The 15924-nt window shown below is 69.5% G+C and carries 14 protein-coding genes; 7 read left to right on the forward strand and 7 right to left on the reverse strand.

What is annotated here, in order from left to right; translation table 11 throughout:
- Positions 1-2 precede the first annotated feature (2 nt).
- The 3 genes from fabG to ACZ5ZX_RS28320 all read right to left on the reverse strand — a co-directional run bounded on the left by fabG (position 3) and on the right by ACZ5ZX_RS28320 (position 2963).
- The gene (gene fabG, locus ACZ5ZX_RS28310; protein ID WP_465505008.1) at positions 3-764 is read right to left on the reverse strand and encodes a 3-oxoacyl-ACP reductase FabG; all 762 of its coding nucleotides are present in this window, start codon (positions 762-764) and stop codon (positions 3-5) included.
- 358 nt (positions 765-1122) lie between these two features.
- Positions 1123-1758, reverse strand: coding sequence for a response regulator (locus tag ACZ5ZX_RS28315; RefSeq protein ID WP_465505009.1), 636 nt, complete (start codon positions 1756-1758; stop codon positions 1123-1125).
- On the reverse strand, positions 1755-2963 hold the full coding sequence (locus ACZ5ZX_RS28320) for a sensor histidine kinase (RefSeq protein WP_465505010.1): 1209 nt from the start codon (positions 2961-2963) through the stop codon (positions 1755-1757). The genes ACZ5ZX_RS28315 and ACZ5ZX_RS28320 overlap by 4 nt, the downstream gene beginning before the upstream one ends.
- 171 nt (positions 2964-3134) lie before the next feature.
- Here ACZ5ZX_RS28320 and ACZ5ZX_RS28325 point away from each other — a divergent pair, with 171 nt between their 5' ends.
- Positions 3135-4217, forward strand: a complete 1083-nt coding sequence (locus ACZ5ZX_RS28325; protein WP_465505011.1) for an ABC transporter permease — start codon at positions 3135-3137, stop codon at positions 4215-4217.
- Positions 4214-4918, forward strand: coding sequence for an ABC transporter ATP-binding protein (locus ACZ5ZX_RS28330; RefSeq protein WP_465505012.1), 705 nt, complete (start codon positions 4214-4216; stop codon positions 4916-4918). The genes ACZ5ZX_RS28325 and ACZ5ZX_RS28330 overlap by 4 nt, the downstream gene beginning before the upstream one ends.
- 35 nt (positions 4919-4953) lie before the next feature.
- Here the strand turns inward: ACZ5ZX_RS28330 and ACZ5ZX_RS28335 are convergent, their stop codons facing one another.
- Complete coding sequence (locus ACZ5ZX_RS28335) at positions 4954-5658, reverse strand: DUF998 domain-containing protein (protein ID WP_465505013.1); 705 nt, start codon at positions 5656-5658, stop codon at positions 4954-4956.
- A gap of 235 nt (positions 5659-5893) precedes the next feature.
- Between ACZ5ZX_RS28335 and ACZ5ZX_RS28340 the strand changes: the two genes are divergently transcribed.
- Positions 5894-8392: a M14 family zinc carboxypeptidase gene (locus tag ACZ5ZX_RS28340; protein WP_465505014.1), complete on the forward strand. Its 2499-nt coding sequence runs from the start codon at positions 5894-5896 to the stop codon at positions 8390-8392.
- Positions 8393-9203: 811 nt separating this feature from the next.
- Here ACZ5ZX_RS28340 and ACZ5ZX_RS28345 read toward each other — a convergent pair.
- Positions 9204-10283 carry a J domain-containing protein gene (locus tag ACZ5ZX_RS28345; RefSeq protein WP_465505015.1) on the reverse strand — a complete coding sequence of 360 codons (1080 nt, stop codon included), beginning with the start codon at positions 10281-10283 and terminating at the stop codon, positions 9204-9206.
- A 184-nt stretch (positions 10284-10467) separates the two neighbouring features.
- On the opposite strand from ACZ5ZX_RS28345, the gene ACZ5ZX_RS28350 reads away from it, so the two are divergent.
- Complete coding sequence (locus tag ACZ5ZX_RS28350) at positions 10468-11301, forward strand: alpha/beta hydrolase family protein (RefSeq protein ID WP_465505016.1); 834 nt, start codon at positions 10468-10470, stop codon at positions 11299-11301.
- 1 nt (position 11302) lies between these two features.
- Here the strand turns inward: ACZ5ZX_RS28350 and ACZ5ZX_RS28355 are convergent, their stop codons facing one another.
- Positions 11303-12202 carry a hypothetical protein gene (locus tag ACZ5ZX_RS28355; protein ID WP_465505017.1) on the reverse strand — a complete coding sequence of 300 codons (900 nt, stop codon included), beginning with the start codon at positions 12200-12202 and terminating at the stop codon, positions 11303-11305.
- Positions 12199-12711 carry a hypothetical protein gene (locus ACZ5ZX_RS28360; RefSeq protein ID WP_465505018.1) on the reverse strand — a complete coding sequence of 171 codons (513 nt, stop codon included), beginning with the start codon at positions 12709-12711 and terminating at the stop codon, positions 12199-12201. The genes ACZ5ZX_RS28355 and ACZ5ZX_RS28360 overlap by 4 nt, the downstream gene beginning before the upstream one ends.
- A gap of 214 nt (positions 12712-12925) precedes the next feature.
- On the opposite strand from ACZ5ZX_RS28360, the gene ACZ5ZX_RS28365 reads away from it, so the two are divergent.
- The 3 genes from ACZ5ZX_RS28365 (at position 12926) to ACZ5ZX_RS28375 (ending at position 15905) form a co-directional block, all read left to right on the forward strand.
- A complete protein-coding gene (locus ACZ5ZX_RS28365) occupies positions 12926-14335 on the forward strand; it encodes an APC family permease (RefSeq protein WP_465505019.1) in 1410 nt (469 codons plus the stop codon).
- Positions 14332-15231 (forward strand): ROK family protein, encoded by a 900-nt coding sequence (locus tag ACZ5ZX_RS28370; RefSeq protein ID WP_465505020.1) that lies wholly within the window; start codon positions 14332-14334, stop codon positions 15229-15231. The genes ACZ5ZX_RS28365 and ACZ5ZX_RS28370 overlap by 4 nt, the downstream gene beginning before the upstream one ends.
- A 101-nt stretch (positions 15232-15332) precedes the next feature.
- Positions 15333-15905, forward strand: coding sequence for an NADPH-dependent FMN reductase (locus ACZ5ZX_RS28375; RefSeq protein ID WP_465505021.1), 573 nt, complete (start codon positions 15333-15335; stop codon positions 15903-15905).
- The last annotated feature ends 19 nt before the right edge of the window (positions 15906-15924 follow it).

Here is a 15924-nt window from a genome sequence, read left to right on the forward strand (position 1 = left end):
GCTCAGTCCTTCGGTCCGCCGGCGACGTAGATGACCTGGCCGGAGATGAACCCGGCACCGTCGCTCACCAGGAACGACGCGAGGTTGGCGATGTCTTCGGGAGTGCCGACGCGCTGGACCGGGATCTGCGACGCGGCCGCGGCCTTGAAGTCCTCGAACGACATGCCGATCCGTTCGGCGGTCGCCGCGGTCATGTCGGTGGCGATGAAGCCGGGGGCGATGGCGTTCGCCGTGACGTTGAACTTGCCCAGTTCGATCGCGAGGGTCTTGGTGAAACCCTGCATGCCCGCCTTGGCCGCGGAGTAGTTGACCTGCCCGCGGTTGCCCAGCGCCGACGTGCTGGACAGGTTGACGATGCGGCCCCACTTCTCCTGCGTCTGGTACTTCTGCACCTCGCGCGTCATCAGGAACGAACCCTTCAGGTGCACGCCCAGTACCGAGTCCCAGTCCTGCTCGGTCATCTTGAACAGCAGGTTGTCGCGGGTGATGCCGGCGTTGTTGATCAGCACGGTCGGCGCGCCGAGTTCCTCGGCCACCCGGGTCACCGCGGCCTCGACCTGGGCGGCGTCGTTGACGTCCAGCGCGACGCCGACGGCCTTACCGCCCTCGGCGACGATGGCTTCGGCTCCCTGCTTGACGCCCGCCTCGTCGAGGTCCAGCAGGCCGACGGCGAATCCGTCGGCGGCGAGCCGCTTGGCCACGGCGGCGCCGATGCCACGGCCGGCACCGGTGACGATCGCTACGCGGGAGGGGTGTTCGGTCACGGGTGACTCCTCGTCGTTGAGTGGAAGTGACGCCGAGTCTGCCGTACTAAGCGGTTGCTTTCCAAGGAAACCAGGGGAGGTGTCCCGCATCGGCGACGGCGTCCGTATCGCGATCGCCGAGCTGACTGCCCCGGACGGCCTTTCCTGTGACTGGGATCACGTCACCTGGGGTTATCGGTTCAGGGCCGATCAAGGTCGCGTTCGACTGGCTGAAGGGGACTTTCCCCTCATCTCATGTGGCGAAGGGCGCTTTCCCTGCATGCGATGCGGGGAAAGCGCCCTTCAGCCCTGCGACGTTGTGCGGCTGACGGCGTGCCACGACCGCTGATGGCGCCCAGGCGTGCGCGGGGCCGGGCGCTCAGCGCCGGATGAGGCCGAGGCCGGTCGCGGTGGCGACGGCCGAGGTCCGTGAGTCGACGCCGAGCTTGGTGTAGCTGCGGGCCAGGTGGGATTTCACGGTTCCCTCGGTGAGGTGCAGCCGCTCGGCGATGGCGCGGTTGGACAGACCGTCGGCGACCAGGGTGAGGACTTCGATCTCACGCCGGGTCAGGGCGATACCGGGCATGCGCATGCGGTTCATGAGGCGGTCGGCGACGGTGGGGGCGAGGGTGGTGCGTCCGGTGGCCGCGGTGCGCACGGCGGCGGCCAGGTCCTCGGGCGGGGCGTCTTTGAGGAGGTAACCGGTGGCACCGGCTTCTATCGCGGGCAGCGTGTCGGCGTCGGTGTCGAAGGTGGTGACGATCAGGACGCGGGGCGCTCCCGGCCGTGCGGTGATCGCGGCGGTGGCCTCCGCCCCGTTCATGCCGGTGCCGAACTGCAGGTCCATCAGGACGACGTCGATGTCGCCTTCGGCGGCGCGGGCCACCGCTGCCTCGGCGGTCGCGGCCTCGGCGACGACGAGGAGACCGGGTTCGGTTTCGAGCACGGCGCGGAGCCCTGCCCGCACCACCGGGTGGTCGTCGGCGACGAGAAGACGGATCGGGGTGCCGGTCACGGGCGGTCCTCGGGCTGGGCGTCGATGGGCAACCGGGCGGCGAGGGCGGTGCCGTGGCCGGGGGAGGACTCGATGGTGAGTGTGCCGTCGAGCGCTTGGGCCCGGCTTCGCATCGCCGCCAGTCCGAAGCCGCCGCTCTCGGGATCCGGGGAGGGTGGTCGATCGGCGTCGAAGCCGATCCCGTCGTCGACGACGTCGAGGGCGATGTGCTCGCCCAGAAAGCTCAGGGTGACGTCGGCGGTGGTGGCGTTCGCGTGGCGGACGGTGTTCGCGAGCGCGGCTTGCCCGATCCGCAGCAAGGCGACCTCGTGCGCGGTCGGCAGCGGCACGGGATCACCGGTGAGGTGGAACCGCGCGGTGATCCGGTGGCGGGCGCTGGTGGTGGCGCACAGCCGTTCCAGCGCACTGGCCAAAGTGGTGTCGTCGAGGGCGGGCGGGGCGAGGGCGGCGACGAACCGGCGTGCCTCGGCGAGGTTGTCCGCCGCGGCCTGGCGTGCCTGGTCCACGTAACGACCGGCGTTCCCGGCGGTTTCGGGCAGGGTCCGTCCGGCCGCGCGCAGGAGGAGCTGGATGCTGGACAGCCCTTGCGCGAGGGTGTCGTGGATTTCGCGGGCCAGGCGTTCCCGCTCGGCCATCACCCCGGCGACGTGCTGTGCCTCGGCCAGATCGGCGCGGGTGGCGGTGAGTTCCTCGATCAGGCGACGGCGTCGTTCGCTTTCGCGGTACAGGGCTTGGTATCCCCACACGACGGCGACCGCGACGGCGGCCCCGAGTGCCGGGCCGATCGCGGCGGCCGGGCTGAAGAACCCTTGGTGGGCGGCGAACGCGGTGATGGCGGTGATCGCGGTCGCGATCACCGCGAGCAGCCCCGCCCGGCGGGGAAGCAGATGCAGCTGCAGGAAGTACAGCGGGAAGGCGACCCAGACACCGTCGGCGGTCAGCACCAGTAGAACGAGCCACACCGCGCCCAACACGGCCAGCCATCCCGCGGCGAGCCCGCGGGAGACGCGGACCCGGGGCAGAACAGGCCCGGCCGCGTACACCAGCCCGCACGTCACCGCCACCGCCACGATCGCGCCGGTCCGGGGAAGGCCGTCGGCGAGGGCGCGCCCCACGGCGAGGGCCAGCAGGGCGACGACCAGCAGGTGCAGGCACCAGGTCAGGACCCGGCCGGTCGGCGGCAGGGCGGGAGCGGCGGTGTTCACGATGCGTCCAGGCTACGGAGACGGGCCGGGAATCGCCTCTATCGAAAGGTGGAACCGGCGCGCCGTCCTTCGGCGCGCGAAGTGCCATCTCCGGCCAGACGCCGCGCCGCCCGGCGGCGGCGATCGTGGAGACGTACCCGATCCACCCGCCGGAAAGGACAGCCCGGAGCCGTGTTCGTCGCCTGGAGAGACCTGAAATTCGCCAAAGGGCGGTTCGCCCTGATGGGCACGGTCGTCGTGCTGATCACCCTGCTGGTCGGCCTGTTGTCCGGTTTGACCGCCGGGCTGGGTCAGCAGAACATTTCCGCCATCACCGGCCTGCCCGCCGACAAGATCGTCTTCGCCGCTCCCGGTGCCGGACAAGGTCTTTCCTATGCCAACTCGGTGGTGACCGAGAAGCAGCGACGGCAGTGGGCCGAAACCCCCGGGGTCAGCGGCGTCGAACCGCTGGGCATCGCCACCACCAAGGCCACCGCCGGGGACCGCGGCGGCGGGGTTTCCGTCTTCGGCGTCCGGACCGGCTCGCCGCTGGCCCCGGACAGCGGCGCGATCGTCGGAGACTCGGTGGTGCTTTCGGCGTCCGCCGCCGACGACCTGGGCGTCGGAACCGGAGGAACCATCACGCTGGCGGGGCGGCCGCTCACCGTGGCCTCGGTGTCGGGCGACGCCTGGTTCAGCCATACCCCGGTGATCTGGGCCAGTCTCGCCGTCTGGGCGAAGACGGCGCCACCCACCGGCGGCGAGCCGATCGCGACCGTGCTCGCGCTGACCACCACCGCCGACGCCGCGATCGCGGCCACCGACCAGGCCTCGGCCACCACGACGGTCTCGAAGGACGAGTCATTGTCCGCGATCGGCTCCTACACGTCCGAAAACGGCTCCCTGCAGTTGATGCGCGGCTTCCTGTTCGCCATCTCCGCCCTGGTGATCGGCGCGTTCTTCACCGTCTGGACCATTCAGCGCAGCGGTGACATCGCCGTCCTCAAGGCACTGGGCGCCACCACGGCGGGTCTGCTGAAGGACGCGCTGGGCCAGGCCGTCGTCCTGCTCGTCGGCGGCACCCTCCTCGGCACCGGGCTGGCCGCCGGTCTCGGCGCCGTCCTCACCGGCTCGGCCGTGCCCTTCGTGCTGACTCCCGGCACCGTTCTCTTCCCCGCCGTCGTGACGATCCTGCTCGGCGCGCTCGGCGCCGGGCTGTCCGTCCGGCGCGTCACCTCCGTCGACCCGCTGACCGCCTTGGGGAGCGCACGATGAGCCTGCACCTGACCGGCATCACCCTCACCTATCCCGACGGCGACTCCCGCCTCACCGCGCTCGACGACGTCACCCTGGACGTCCCCCGGGGCAGCCTGACCGCGGTCGCCGGCCCGTCGGGTTCCGGCAAGTCCAGCCTGCTCGCCGTCGCCGCCACCCTCATCACCCCCGACAGCGGAACCGTCACCGTCGACGGCACCGTGACCACCGGCCTGAGCCACGGCGAGCTCACCGACCTCCGCCGCCGCAAGATCGGGATCGTCTTCCAGCAGCCCAATCTGCTGCCCTCGCTCACCGCCGTTGAGCAGCTCCAGGTCATGGCCCAGATCGACGGCCGTTCACCCGCCAAGGCGCGGGGCCGGGCCATGGACCTGCTCGACGCCGTGGGGCTCGCACCCCAGGCGGGACGCCGTCCCCATCAGCTTTCCGGCGGCCAGCGGCAGCGGGTGAACATCGCCCGCGCGCTGATGAACGAACCCACCGTGCTCCTGGTCGACGAGCCGACGAGCGCACTCGACCACGAACGTGGCGCCGCGGTGATCGCCCTGCTGGCCCGCCTCACCTACCAGCGCGCCACCGCGACCGTCCTGGTCACCCACGACGCCACGCATCTCACCGCCGTCGACCGGATCGCCGAAGTCCACGATGGACGGTTGGGCTCCCGCGAGGTCAGCCCGCCCGGCGGCCGAGCACTTCGGTGATCAGCTCGCCGCCTCGGTGTCCGCCAGTGCCGCCGTCAGGCCGCGGTCTCCAAGGCTTCGGTCTCCAAGGCTTCGGTCTCCTCGGTGACCGGCGCCGTGGCCACCCGTGCCGGGATGAGCAGCGACGCCAGCGCGATCAGCCCGGTCAGCGCCATCGCGCGTTCGACAAGGCCCAGCGGGATCGCCTGCCACCACGGCCTGCCGCCGTTCATCGAGACCACGATCGCCCCGAGGATCACCCCGAACCAGGCCAGCGCGGCCACCGCGAGCACCCGCGTCACCGCCCGGCGCGCGGGAGAAGTGGGGAAGACGGCCTTCGCGGCGAACCACACGGCCAGCGGCAGCGCGATGAAGGCGACGACGCTCGCGATGCGGTGGACCGTCCCGCCGGTGCTCGGCCCGATCGCCCAGTTGTTCTTGGGGAACGCCACGATCACCACCAGGCTCACCGTCCAGAGCGCGCAGAAGATCGAGGCCGCGGAGAGCGCGGGAACGTGCCTGCGGTGGATCAGCGCGCCGAAGCCGATCGCCGAGCCGAACGCGACCAGCAGGACGGCGACGTCGAAGATCCACTTGTGCTCACTCAGCGCGTATTCGCTGATGGTGCGGCGGACCGGGCTGATGTCGCTGGTGGCGGGCAGTACCTGCAGCAGCAGGATCAGCAGCGCTCCGCCGGCGACCGAGACCACGGCGGCCAGCAGGGCCAGCGGGGACCTGGCGGTGACCTGGGACGTCGTCATGGTTGAAAGGTAACCACCGAACCTGAGGGTTTTCTTAGGCCAACCTGTCGGGATCGACAGGAAAGTCCCCTTTTACCGCGTGGTCGGTGGTGATCGTTCCGGCACGGTCGGTGAGATCGTTGGGCCGAAAGGGGTGTAGGCGACTTGTGGCGGGTCCCCCGGGTGGGGTCTCGGGTCTAGGGTCTCGCTACCGGTGACCTCACCCGGTCACCGGACTGTCCAAGGAGGTCAGTCTGTGGGGTATTCACCAAACCGGCGAAGAGCGGGATGGACGGCGGCGACACTGGTGCTCGCCGGCGCTTTCGTGGCACTTCCGTCGGCCACGACGGCGGGGGCCGCGGACAACGTGGTGCGCGCCGACCGGGCCGTACCGCGTTCCTGTTTCGCCGCGTTACAGAAGCCGGGCACGTCCGGCACCGATCGCCGGGAGTTCACGTCCACAGTAGACGGTCTGCTGCAGGCGCGGATCGCGCCTCGTGGCGGCGATGAGGGCGACTGGGATCTCGCGGTCTTCGACAAGGCCACCGGTGCCGTGGTCGCGGCGTCCGCCGCGTTGCGCAGTCACGAGCTCGCCGAAGGCTTCGTGAAGAAGGACCAGAAGCTGGTCGTGCAGACCTGCCGGTACGACGGGCAGACGCGCGACGCGCTGCTGGGCGTCGATTTCCTCGCGCTCACGCCGCAGGGAACCCCGACCGGTGCCGCGTCCGCGCCGCAGCGCGCCGAACTGGTCCGGGTCGAAACCCCGGCCAAGCAGGACAAGGACAAGCTCCTCCGGCTCGGCCTGGACGTCACCGAGAAGGCCGACGCCACCGGTGTCGAGGTCGTTCTCGCCAACGACACCGACCGCAAGACGCTGGCGAACAGCGGCTTCAAGTCAAAGGTGATCGAAGGCGATCTTTCGGCGAAGTCGATCCGGAACGCCAAGGCCGACAGCGAGTACGACGCGAAGACGCAGGCATCGACCCTGCCGTCCGGGCGTACGAGCTACCGGCACCTCTACGACTACCAGTTCGAGGTCAAGGAACTGGCCCGCAACAACCCCAAGCTGGTCACGGCGTTCACCCTGCCGCAGCCGACCTGGGAAGGCCGCGACGTCGTCGGCCTCGAGATCGCGCCCGACGTCAAGAACATCGCCGACGGCAAGCCCGTCAACTTCACCATGGGCGTGCACCACGCCAGGGAGTGGCCTGCCGGTGAGCACGCCATGGAGTGGGCGCACGAACTGATCAAGGGCTACACCGGCGGCAACGCCGAAATCCGTGGCCTGGTCGGCAGGACCCGCAACATCATCGTGCCGATCGTCAACGCAGACGGCTTCGAAATCTCCCGTGAAGCCGAGCCCAAGGGCGACTTCTCGCGCTTCGACTACGAGATGAAGCGCAAGAACTGCAACGTCAACGACTCGCCGAAGGAGTTCGCGACCGGCGTCTGCAAGGCCAACCCCGGCGGCCGTGAACGCGGCACCGACCCGAACCGCAACTACGCGGGCTTCTGGGGCGGCGCCGGCGCCTCCACCCTGTGGCGCAGCGACACCTTCCGCGGATCCGGCCCGTTCTCCGAGCCCGAGACGCAGAACATCCGCTCGATCGTGTCCAACCGCCAGGTGACCAACCTGATCACGCTGCACACCTACTCCAACCTGGTGCTGCGTGTCCCGGGTGTCGCCGCCGTCCGTCCGCCGCTCGACGAGCCGGCGTACAAGGCCCTCGGTGACAAGATGGCCTCGCGCAACGGATACACCAGCCAGCCGTCGTGGGCGCTCTATGACACGACCGGTTCGACCGAGGACTGGTCGTACTGGGCCACCGGTGGCTGGGGCTTCACCTTCGAGGTCGGTCCCAACGAGTTCCACCCGCCGTTCTCCGAAGGTGTCGTCGCCGAGTACACCGGTGTCGCCCCCGCGGCGGGCGCGGGCAAGGGCGGCAACCGGCAGGCCTTCGTGGACATGCTGGCCAACACCGCGGACCCGGCGGCGCATTCGACGCTGATCGGTACCGCGCCGAAGGGCTACCAGCTGAAGCTGCACAAGACCTTCCAGACGCCGACCTCGCCGGTGGTGCAGCCGGACGGCTCGACGAAGCCGCCGATCTACGTGACCGACGACCTGAACTCGTCGCTGGCCTCGACCGGTGGCCGGTTCGCGTGGTCGGTCAACCCGTCGACCCGGCCCTACGTCGCGGGCCGCTACGGCCGCGAGCCGCAGGGGCCGGCACAGCCCGCGATCCAGGTGGTCAACCCGGCCGGGGTCCCGGCGGTCAACACGAACTACCCCACCGACCCGACGTCGGAGAGCTTCAAGTTCCACGTCGACGGGCTCCCCAAGGTGGACAACGGGAAGTTCAGTGTCGACGTCAAGTGGGCCAGCCAGGACTCCGACTGGGACCTGTACGTCTTCGACGCGGCGGGCAACATGGTCTCGTCGTCGGCGAACGGTTCGACCACGGAAGAGCACGCGATCCTGTACGACCCGCCCGCCGGGGACTACACGGCCGTGATGGTCAATTACGCACAGGCCAACCCGTCCACTGTGGACGACTGGACCGGCGGAGTCTCGTTCCAGTCGCCGATCCCGCCGACCTACGGCCCCAAGGAGGCGTACCAGCTGACCTGTACGTCGCCGAAGGGCAAGCTCGTCGGGCTGGCGGACGTCTACATCGACCGCGGCCAGACGGTCGACGTCGGTGAGGTCTGCACCCGTTCCGCGCGCGCCAACAAGGAGCGCTCGGTCCGGTAGTTCTTCTTTGCGCGTGAAGGCCCCCTTCCCTCGGCTCAGCCGAGGGAAGGGGGCCTTCACGCGCTACGGGTGGTGGGCGGGGCGAAGGCGTAACTCGCGTGCTTGGATCCCGCACTCGGGTTTTCGGCTCTGAGCACGCGAGTTCTGGCTTCAGGCACGCGGCAAAGTCGCATGCGCCGGTGGCGGAGCTTGATCAACGGAAGAGTCGAGGTGGGCTGGCCTGTTGGTGGACGTCAGCGGGGGGGCGATTCGGGTTATCGAGGGGTAAGCCAAACGTGGCGTGTTCCGGCGCGGGACTGGGCTGACTGACGGAAGCCGGGCCGCGCCCCCAGCGTCCACAAGTGACGCTCTTCTGAAGAAAATTGTCCGACTTGGGTGGTTTGTGTGCTTTCGCGCTGGGGTCGTGAGTGGCAATGAGGGTTCTAACCCTATTCGCCACTCACGACCCCCGTGCGGAACCGTACATAGCGTCATCAATCGGACACCGATCCCTCGGAAGGTGTCCCTTGTGGACAGTCGCGCGACGCGCCCGCCTTAGTGGGGAGCTCCTCGCCTGCCGCCGGGCAGCGAGCCGATCACGCCATGTCTGCCTCAACCCTCAATAGAACGCTCATTGACACTCACGACCCGCTCGCGAACCGCGCCACTCGCCCAAACCGGGCACCTTCGTCTCGTAAAGTGTCCCTTATGGACAGTCAAGAGCCGGGTGAGGACACTTCGCGTGAGGCCGCTCCCGCCGGGTCCATCACGACAGGTTCGCCGCGTCCCGCTCTGGCGGTGGAGCCGACCGGCGGACCCACGCGGGCTACCTCTAGACGGTGCCCACGACGCGGTCCCGCACGGTCCGCATCGTCGCCGAGTCCACAGTGGACGGCTCCGCCGCCAGCCAGCCGCCGATCTCGTGCAGGAACTGCTCCGGCGTCATCGGTGGCGCGGGGGAGCGGTCATCGTGCTCCGTGGTGACCTCGCCGGTCCGGCTCGGGTACACGATCATCGCCCCGCGTAACGCGACCCCCGGCAGGATCCGCCGGAATTCGGCGACGCTCTCGGTCAGCCTGCTGCCGCCGCCGCGGAAGGCGCGGCCGTTGCGCAGCAGCCGGTCGTCGTCGCCGGTTTCGTAGTGCCCAGGCAGCCACAGCTTCGATTCGATGAGCACGAGCCGCTTGCCGCACAACACCGCGTGATCGATGTCGGCGAAGACCGAGTCCGGCCACGAGAGGCCGTGGAAGATGCGCGCGCCCGGCAGCCGGGTCAAATAGCGTTCGAGCAGGTCGGCGGTGAGCCGTTCGGCGAGTTCGTCGGCCTCGGTGCCGGGGGTGCCGAACACGCGTTTCCCGCCGAACTCGGCGGCGAACCGGGTCCTGGCGCGGGAAGCGGCGAGATAGCCGCGTGCGAGCCGTTGCACCAGCAGGGCCGTTCCGGCGGTCAGGATCAGCCAGACGATCAGGGTGGGGGCCGAGAACCCGACACCGGTCAGTACCGGAAGCAGGACCAGCACCATCCCGCCGACCGCCGCCACGACCGGCGTATGCCCGGGGCCGCGCCGCCGTCCGTGACGCACGCGTTCGTCCTGCGCGGCGAATTCCCACCATTCGAGGTCTTCCGGATCGATCACGACCGGCTCGGGCTCGTAGCCCGGTTCGTCGCCGAAGCGACGTCTCGGCCGGGGCCGGATCGGCGCGCGTACGGAGCGTCCGCCCGCGTCGTAGCCCGCGCGCCGCATCGGATCGCTGAGCGTGTCGTAGGCCTCGCGGACCAGCTGGAACGTGAGCGCGGAACCTCCGGTGTCCGGATGGTGCGACTTCGCGAGGCGGCGGTACGCGGTCTTGATCTCGTTGGCCGAGGCGGCCTTGCCCACGCCGAGCACCTCGTAGTAGTCGACATCGGGCACGGGCGGTTCACCTCCAAAGGGCCGGGCCGCAACACTATTCGGCCGCCGCCGGTCGTCCGCAACCACCTCCGCGGCGCGTCGGGGTGACCTCGTGGGCATACTGTTTCGCTTGTGGCGGAACGAGGTCCCCCTCCGCCGCGTCCTGGATATCGTGGAGATCGACAGCGCACGGGAAAGGACAGCGGTGGCAGAACCGGTTACCGGCACGGCCGCGGGGGTCCCGTTCACCGCCTTGCCGCCATCGACCGAGGTCAGCGGCCCCGCGCCGGTGGTCGTCGCCTGGCATATGATCGACGCGCCCCGGTCCGACGCCGCGTTCGCGGCCGCGTTGCCGCTGGCGGGGGTGCCGGCGTGGCGCGTCTATCTCGGAATGCCGTTGTGCGGCGCGAGAATGATCGACGGCACCATGGACGCCGTCGTCGAGCGGGCCCGCCGTGACGCGATGCTCGCCTACGTCGACCCGATCGTCGCGCAGGCCGCCCTGGAGTTTCCCGCCGCGCTGGCCCAGCTGCGCGAACGCTTCGGTTTCGACACCTCCCGGATGGCCGTCGTCGGCGGTTCGCTGGGTGGTGCCGTGGCGCTCACGATCCTGGCCACGCGGGAGATTCCGATCCGCGCGGCGGCACTGGTCAACCCCGCGATCCGGGCGCGTTCGGTGGTCGGACAGGTGGAAGGCATGCTGGAGCGGCCTTATTCGTGGAACGACGAAGCGGATCAGGCAGCGGATCGGCTCGACTTCGTCGCACGATCGGGTGAAATATCGGCGCGGGACAAGCAGGTTCCGCTGTTGCTCGTCAGCGGCGAGGACGACTACCCGTCACTGCGCACCGACGCCGACGACCTCGTCGCCGCGCTGCGCGGGCAGTACAGCCGTCCGGATGACGTCCACCTGAACCGGGTGCCCGGATTCGCGCATCCGCTGGCCGACGAGCCGGGGATCGAGCCCGCGCCGCAACTGCCGATCGCGAAGGTGGTCGACGACGCGGTCACCGAATGGCTGAAGCCCCGGCTGGGCTGACTCAGCAGGTGGCGGGCGGTACCGAGCGGGCGGGGCCGAATTCCAGCCGTAGCTTCTCGGTCTTCGGGACCACGAACGCGACACCGGTGCCCGCCCGCCAGTCCGACGGCACGAACACGTACTGGCCGCCGGACTGCAACAGCAGTTTCAGCCCGGTGTACCGGTATTTGTAGGCGGCGTCGGGAGCAGCGCATTTCACCTGGAGGACACCGCCCGCGGTGAGGTTGAGGCTTTCGGCGCTGTAGAGCGTCGCGGCGGGACGCGAAGAGAGCCCCGCCGCAGTCTCGAAACCGCGCCGGATGCCGACGGAGGCCGAGTAGTCGCTGACGGCCCAGAACAACCCGATGCTGACCAGCGCGTAGGCCAGGACGAGTTCGAGCAGGCTCGACCGCGACGCCGGAGCCCAGCGGCGCCAGGCGAACAGCAGCATCAGCACGCCGAGGGCGAAGCCGAGTCCGGGGAGTCCGGGGCGGTCGCGGAACGGCGCCGGATTCAGCGCGACGAACACGGTGGTGCCCAGCAGCGAGGCACCGAGGACGGCCGCGATCGGCGTGCAGATCCGGAGCAGCCGGGTCCAGGCGGTCTCGGTGAGACGCAGCCGCAGGATCCGGACGGCGATCAGGAAACCGAGCACCGTCCCCGCCGCGCCGGCCACCGGCAGGTACAGGCCGTCCACGCCGCGCGCGAAGATCTCGTCCGGGGTCTGGGCGAGAAGGGTGTAGTGGACGCGGAAGTACGCGAAGAGCACCTGCGTTTCGACGAGCCCGAAGAAGTAGAGCAGTGCGGTGAGCAGGGTCGTGTTGGCCAGCACCGCGCCGACCAGCTTGAGCGCCTGCGGCGGTCCGGAGCCGGGTTCCTCGGCTTTCGGCTCCGGACGGCGCAGGCCCCGCCGCGTGGTCATCCGGAGGTGGTCTTGCCGGACTGTTCACTGCTGGACGGCGGGCTTTCCGAGGTCGTGGTCTCCTCGGTCTCCTCGGTTTTGCACGAGGCCGCGGTGACCGTGACCTTGCCGCCGGGTTTGACCGGGGAGTGGGTGATGCTCGCGGTGCAATCGCCCTTGCCCACGATCACCACCTTCACCCCGCACAGTCTCGGGCCGCAGACCTTCCTGATGTCGTCTTCGATGCTCGACTTGGCGATCTTCGGTTCGGCGCCGATCCGGGTGTGGTCGTAGGTGATCGGACTGCCGGGTACCCCCGACGGCCCCGGATCGTCGGTGTGGCCGCCGCCTCCGCCGGAGGACGCCGACGAAGCCGTCGATCCGGCCGACGCCGTTGGTGCGACCTCGGTGGTCACGCCGCCGCCGGTCACATCGGCGGGTGCGGTGTCCCGTGGGGCGGAGGTGCCGTCGCAGCCCGCCGCGAAGCCGAGTGCGGCGATCGCCAGCACCGTGCTGAGCAGCCATTTCATGGACCTCACCGTCCTTGGAAGACGTCCTTTCGGATAAGGACGCGGAATGACGGCCCCCTGATACGTCCCGGCTTGGTCCGTTCGGGCGTATTTCGCGGATTCCGCCCTTTCGGGCAGTTCCGCACCGGACGGTGCGCGACAACTTCGCCGCCTGGCCTTCCGACACGCCGGAATTTATGTTAAGAAACTTTACTAACTAATAGGGAGGCGCGTTTTGAGTTCATCCCCGCAGCCGGGGCTCGAGCGGAAGATCGGGCCGCTGCAGGCGACCGCCATCAACATGACCCAGATGTGCGGGATCGGCCCGTTCGTCACCATCCCCGCGATGGTGGCGACCCTCGGCGGTCCGCAGGCGATGTTCGGCTGGCTCATCGGCGCGGTCATCGCGCTGGCCGACGGACTGATCTGGGCCGAACTCGGCGCCGCACTCCCCGGCGCCGGCGGCACCTACGTCTACCTGCGTGAGGCGTTCGGCTTCCGGACCGGCAGGCTCATGCCGTTCCTGTTCGCCTGGAGCGCGGTGCTGTTCATCCCGCTGATCATGTCCACCGGCATCATCGGCCTCGTCCAGTACCTCGGGTACCTGATCCCGGGCGTGGCGGACGAGGGCGGGACCACCGGACTCGGCAAGATCATCGGTCTCGGCGTCATCGCCCTGATCGTGCTGGCGCTGTTCCGCAAGATCGGCGAGATCGGGAAGCTGACCACCGTCCTGTTCGCGATCATGCTGTTCGCCGCGCTGTCGGTGATCGTCGCGGCGTTCACGCATTTCGACGGCGCGCAAGCGTTCGCCTTCACGCCCGGCGCGTTCTCGCTCGACGGCGGCGCGTTCTGGGCCGGGCTCGGCGCCGGCCTGATCATCGCCATCTACGACTATCTCGGCTACAACACCAGCGCCTACCTCGGCGGCGAGGTCCGCGACCCCGGCCGGACGCTGCCGCGGTCGATCGTCTTCTCGATCCTCGGCATCATGAGCCTGTACTTCCTGCTGCAGCTCGGCGTACTCGGCTCGATCCCCTTGGAGGAGCTGAAGAACGCCACGTCGGTGGCCTCCGCGGTGCTGGAACAGGCGTGGGGCGCGGGCACGGCCAAGGTGATCACCGTGTTCATCGTGATCGCCGCGATCGGTTCGGTGTTCGCCGGCCTGCTCGGCGGATCTCGGGTGCCCTTCGAGGCCGCGCGCGACAAGGTGTTCCTGCCGGTGTTCGCCAGACTGCACCCGAAACTGCACCTGCCGACCGCCGGTGTGCTGGCGATGGGCCTGATCACCGCCATCGGGTCGCTGCTCACCCTGACCGCGGTGATCAACGCGGCGGTGACGGTGCTGGTGATCGTCCAGTCGCTCGCGCAGGTCGCGGCGATCGTGGTGCTGCGACGGCGGCGGCCGGAGCTGGACCGGCCGTACCGGCAGTGGCTCTACCCGATCCCCACGATCATCGCGCTGCTCGGCTGGGTCTACATCTACTTCTCCGCCACCTGGCTTTCGATCGGGCTTTCGGTGGGATGGATCGCGCTCGGCGTCGCGGCGTTCCTCGTCTACGCGAAAGCGGAACGTGTGTGGCCGTTCGGGCCGAAGGGGATTCAGGAATCGTTCGCAGGGGTGGAAGAGGGGACTGGGAAGTGACGGGGGAAGACCTGATACTGGGGATCGACTTCGGCGGGACGAAGGTCGCGATCGGGCTGGCCGACCGGACCGGGAGCCTGCTGGCCACCCGGCGGCTCGACACCGATGCGCACGCGGGCGCCGAACAGGTGGTCAGCCGCGCGCTCGCGGCCGCGCGGAAACTGCTCGCCGACGAAGGCGCCACCGACGGTCTCGCCGCCATCGGTGTCGTGAGCCCTGGCATCGTGCTGGAGGACCGCATCCTGCTGGCCCCCAACGTGCCGGGCTGGGAGGAACTGCGGCTGGCCGAACTCGTCGCGGACGAGTTCGGCGGCGTCGGAATCGAAGTGGGCACCGACGCCAAGGCGGCGGCGCTCGCGGAATGGCGGTGGGGAGCGCTCGCGGACACCGATCCGGCGGTGTTCCTCTCACTGGGGACCGGGATCGCCGCGGCGGTCCTGGTCGGTGGCCGGCTGCTGGCCGGCGCCAACGGCGCTGCGGGAGAGATCGGGTACAACCTCCTCTCACCGCAGGACACCGACGGATTCGCCAGCGGAGCGGCGCCGCTGGAGGAAGCCGTCGGTGGGCGTGGGCTGGGCGGCCGGGCGAGTGTGCTGCTCGGCCGCCCGGTAACCGCGGGCGAGCTGTTCGCGCTCGCCAGGGAGAACGCGCAAGCCAAGGAGCTGGTCTCCGCGGCACTCGACGAACTCTCGATGCACGTCGCGAACCTCGCCATCGCGCTCGACCCGCAGCGCATCGCCGTCGGCGGGGGACTGGTGCGTTCGGCCGACGTCCTGCTGCCCGCGCTCCGCGAGCGGCTGGCACAGGCCGTGCCGTTCCCGCCGGAACTGGTGTCGGCGAAGTTCGACCAGGACGCGTCCCTGCTGGGCGCGATCGCGATCGCGCTGGACGTGTAGCGAGATCACCGACCGAAGCCGCCGGGCGTTCGCTAGATCCGATCTAGCGAACGCCCGGCGGCTTTCTCGCGCCTGAGGGGTGAGGCGAGAGGAGGTCGGTCATGGACAACCGTCCGCTGCGAGTCGCGGTGATCATCGGCAGCACCCGCGAAGGGCGGGTGGGGGACACCGTCGCGAAGTGGTTCACCGGCCGGGCGGACGACCGGGACGACCTCGTGCTCGACGTGCTCGACCTGATCGACTTCGAGCTGCCCGCCGGGCTGCCGGAGCAGGCGACGCGGGAGATGAAGCGGTTCACCGCGCGGATCGACGAGGCTGAGGCCTACGTCGTCGTCACACCTGAGTACAACCGCAGCTTCCCGGCGTCCCTCAAACAGGCGATCGACTGCGCCTACGACGAGTGGCGCGTGAAGCCGGTCGGCTTCGTCTCCTACGGCTACCGATCGCAGGGCCTCTACGCGGTGGAGCAGCTTCGTTCGATCTTCACCGAGCTGCACACCGTGACGATGCGGGACACGGTCGCCTTCAACCTTCTCGACGGCTCCTTCGCCCGCGACGGCACCCCCTTCGACAGCGACGGGCAGGGACAGGCCGTGACCACCTTGCTCGACGAACTCCTCTGGTGGGGCCTCGCCCTGCGCGAGGCGCGCGTGGCCCGTCCGTACGTCTGCTGAAAACTTCGGAAAGGAACAA

This window comes from Amycolatopsis sp. NPDC033938 (genome assembly GCF_055575975.1).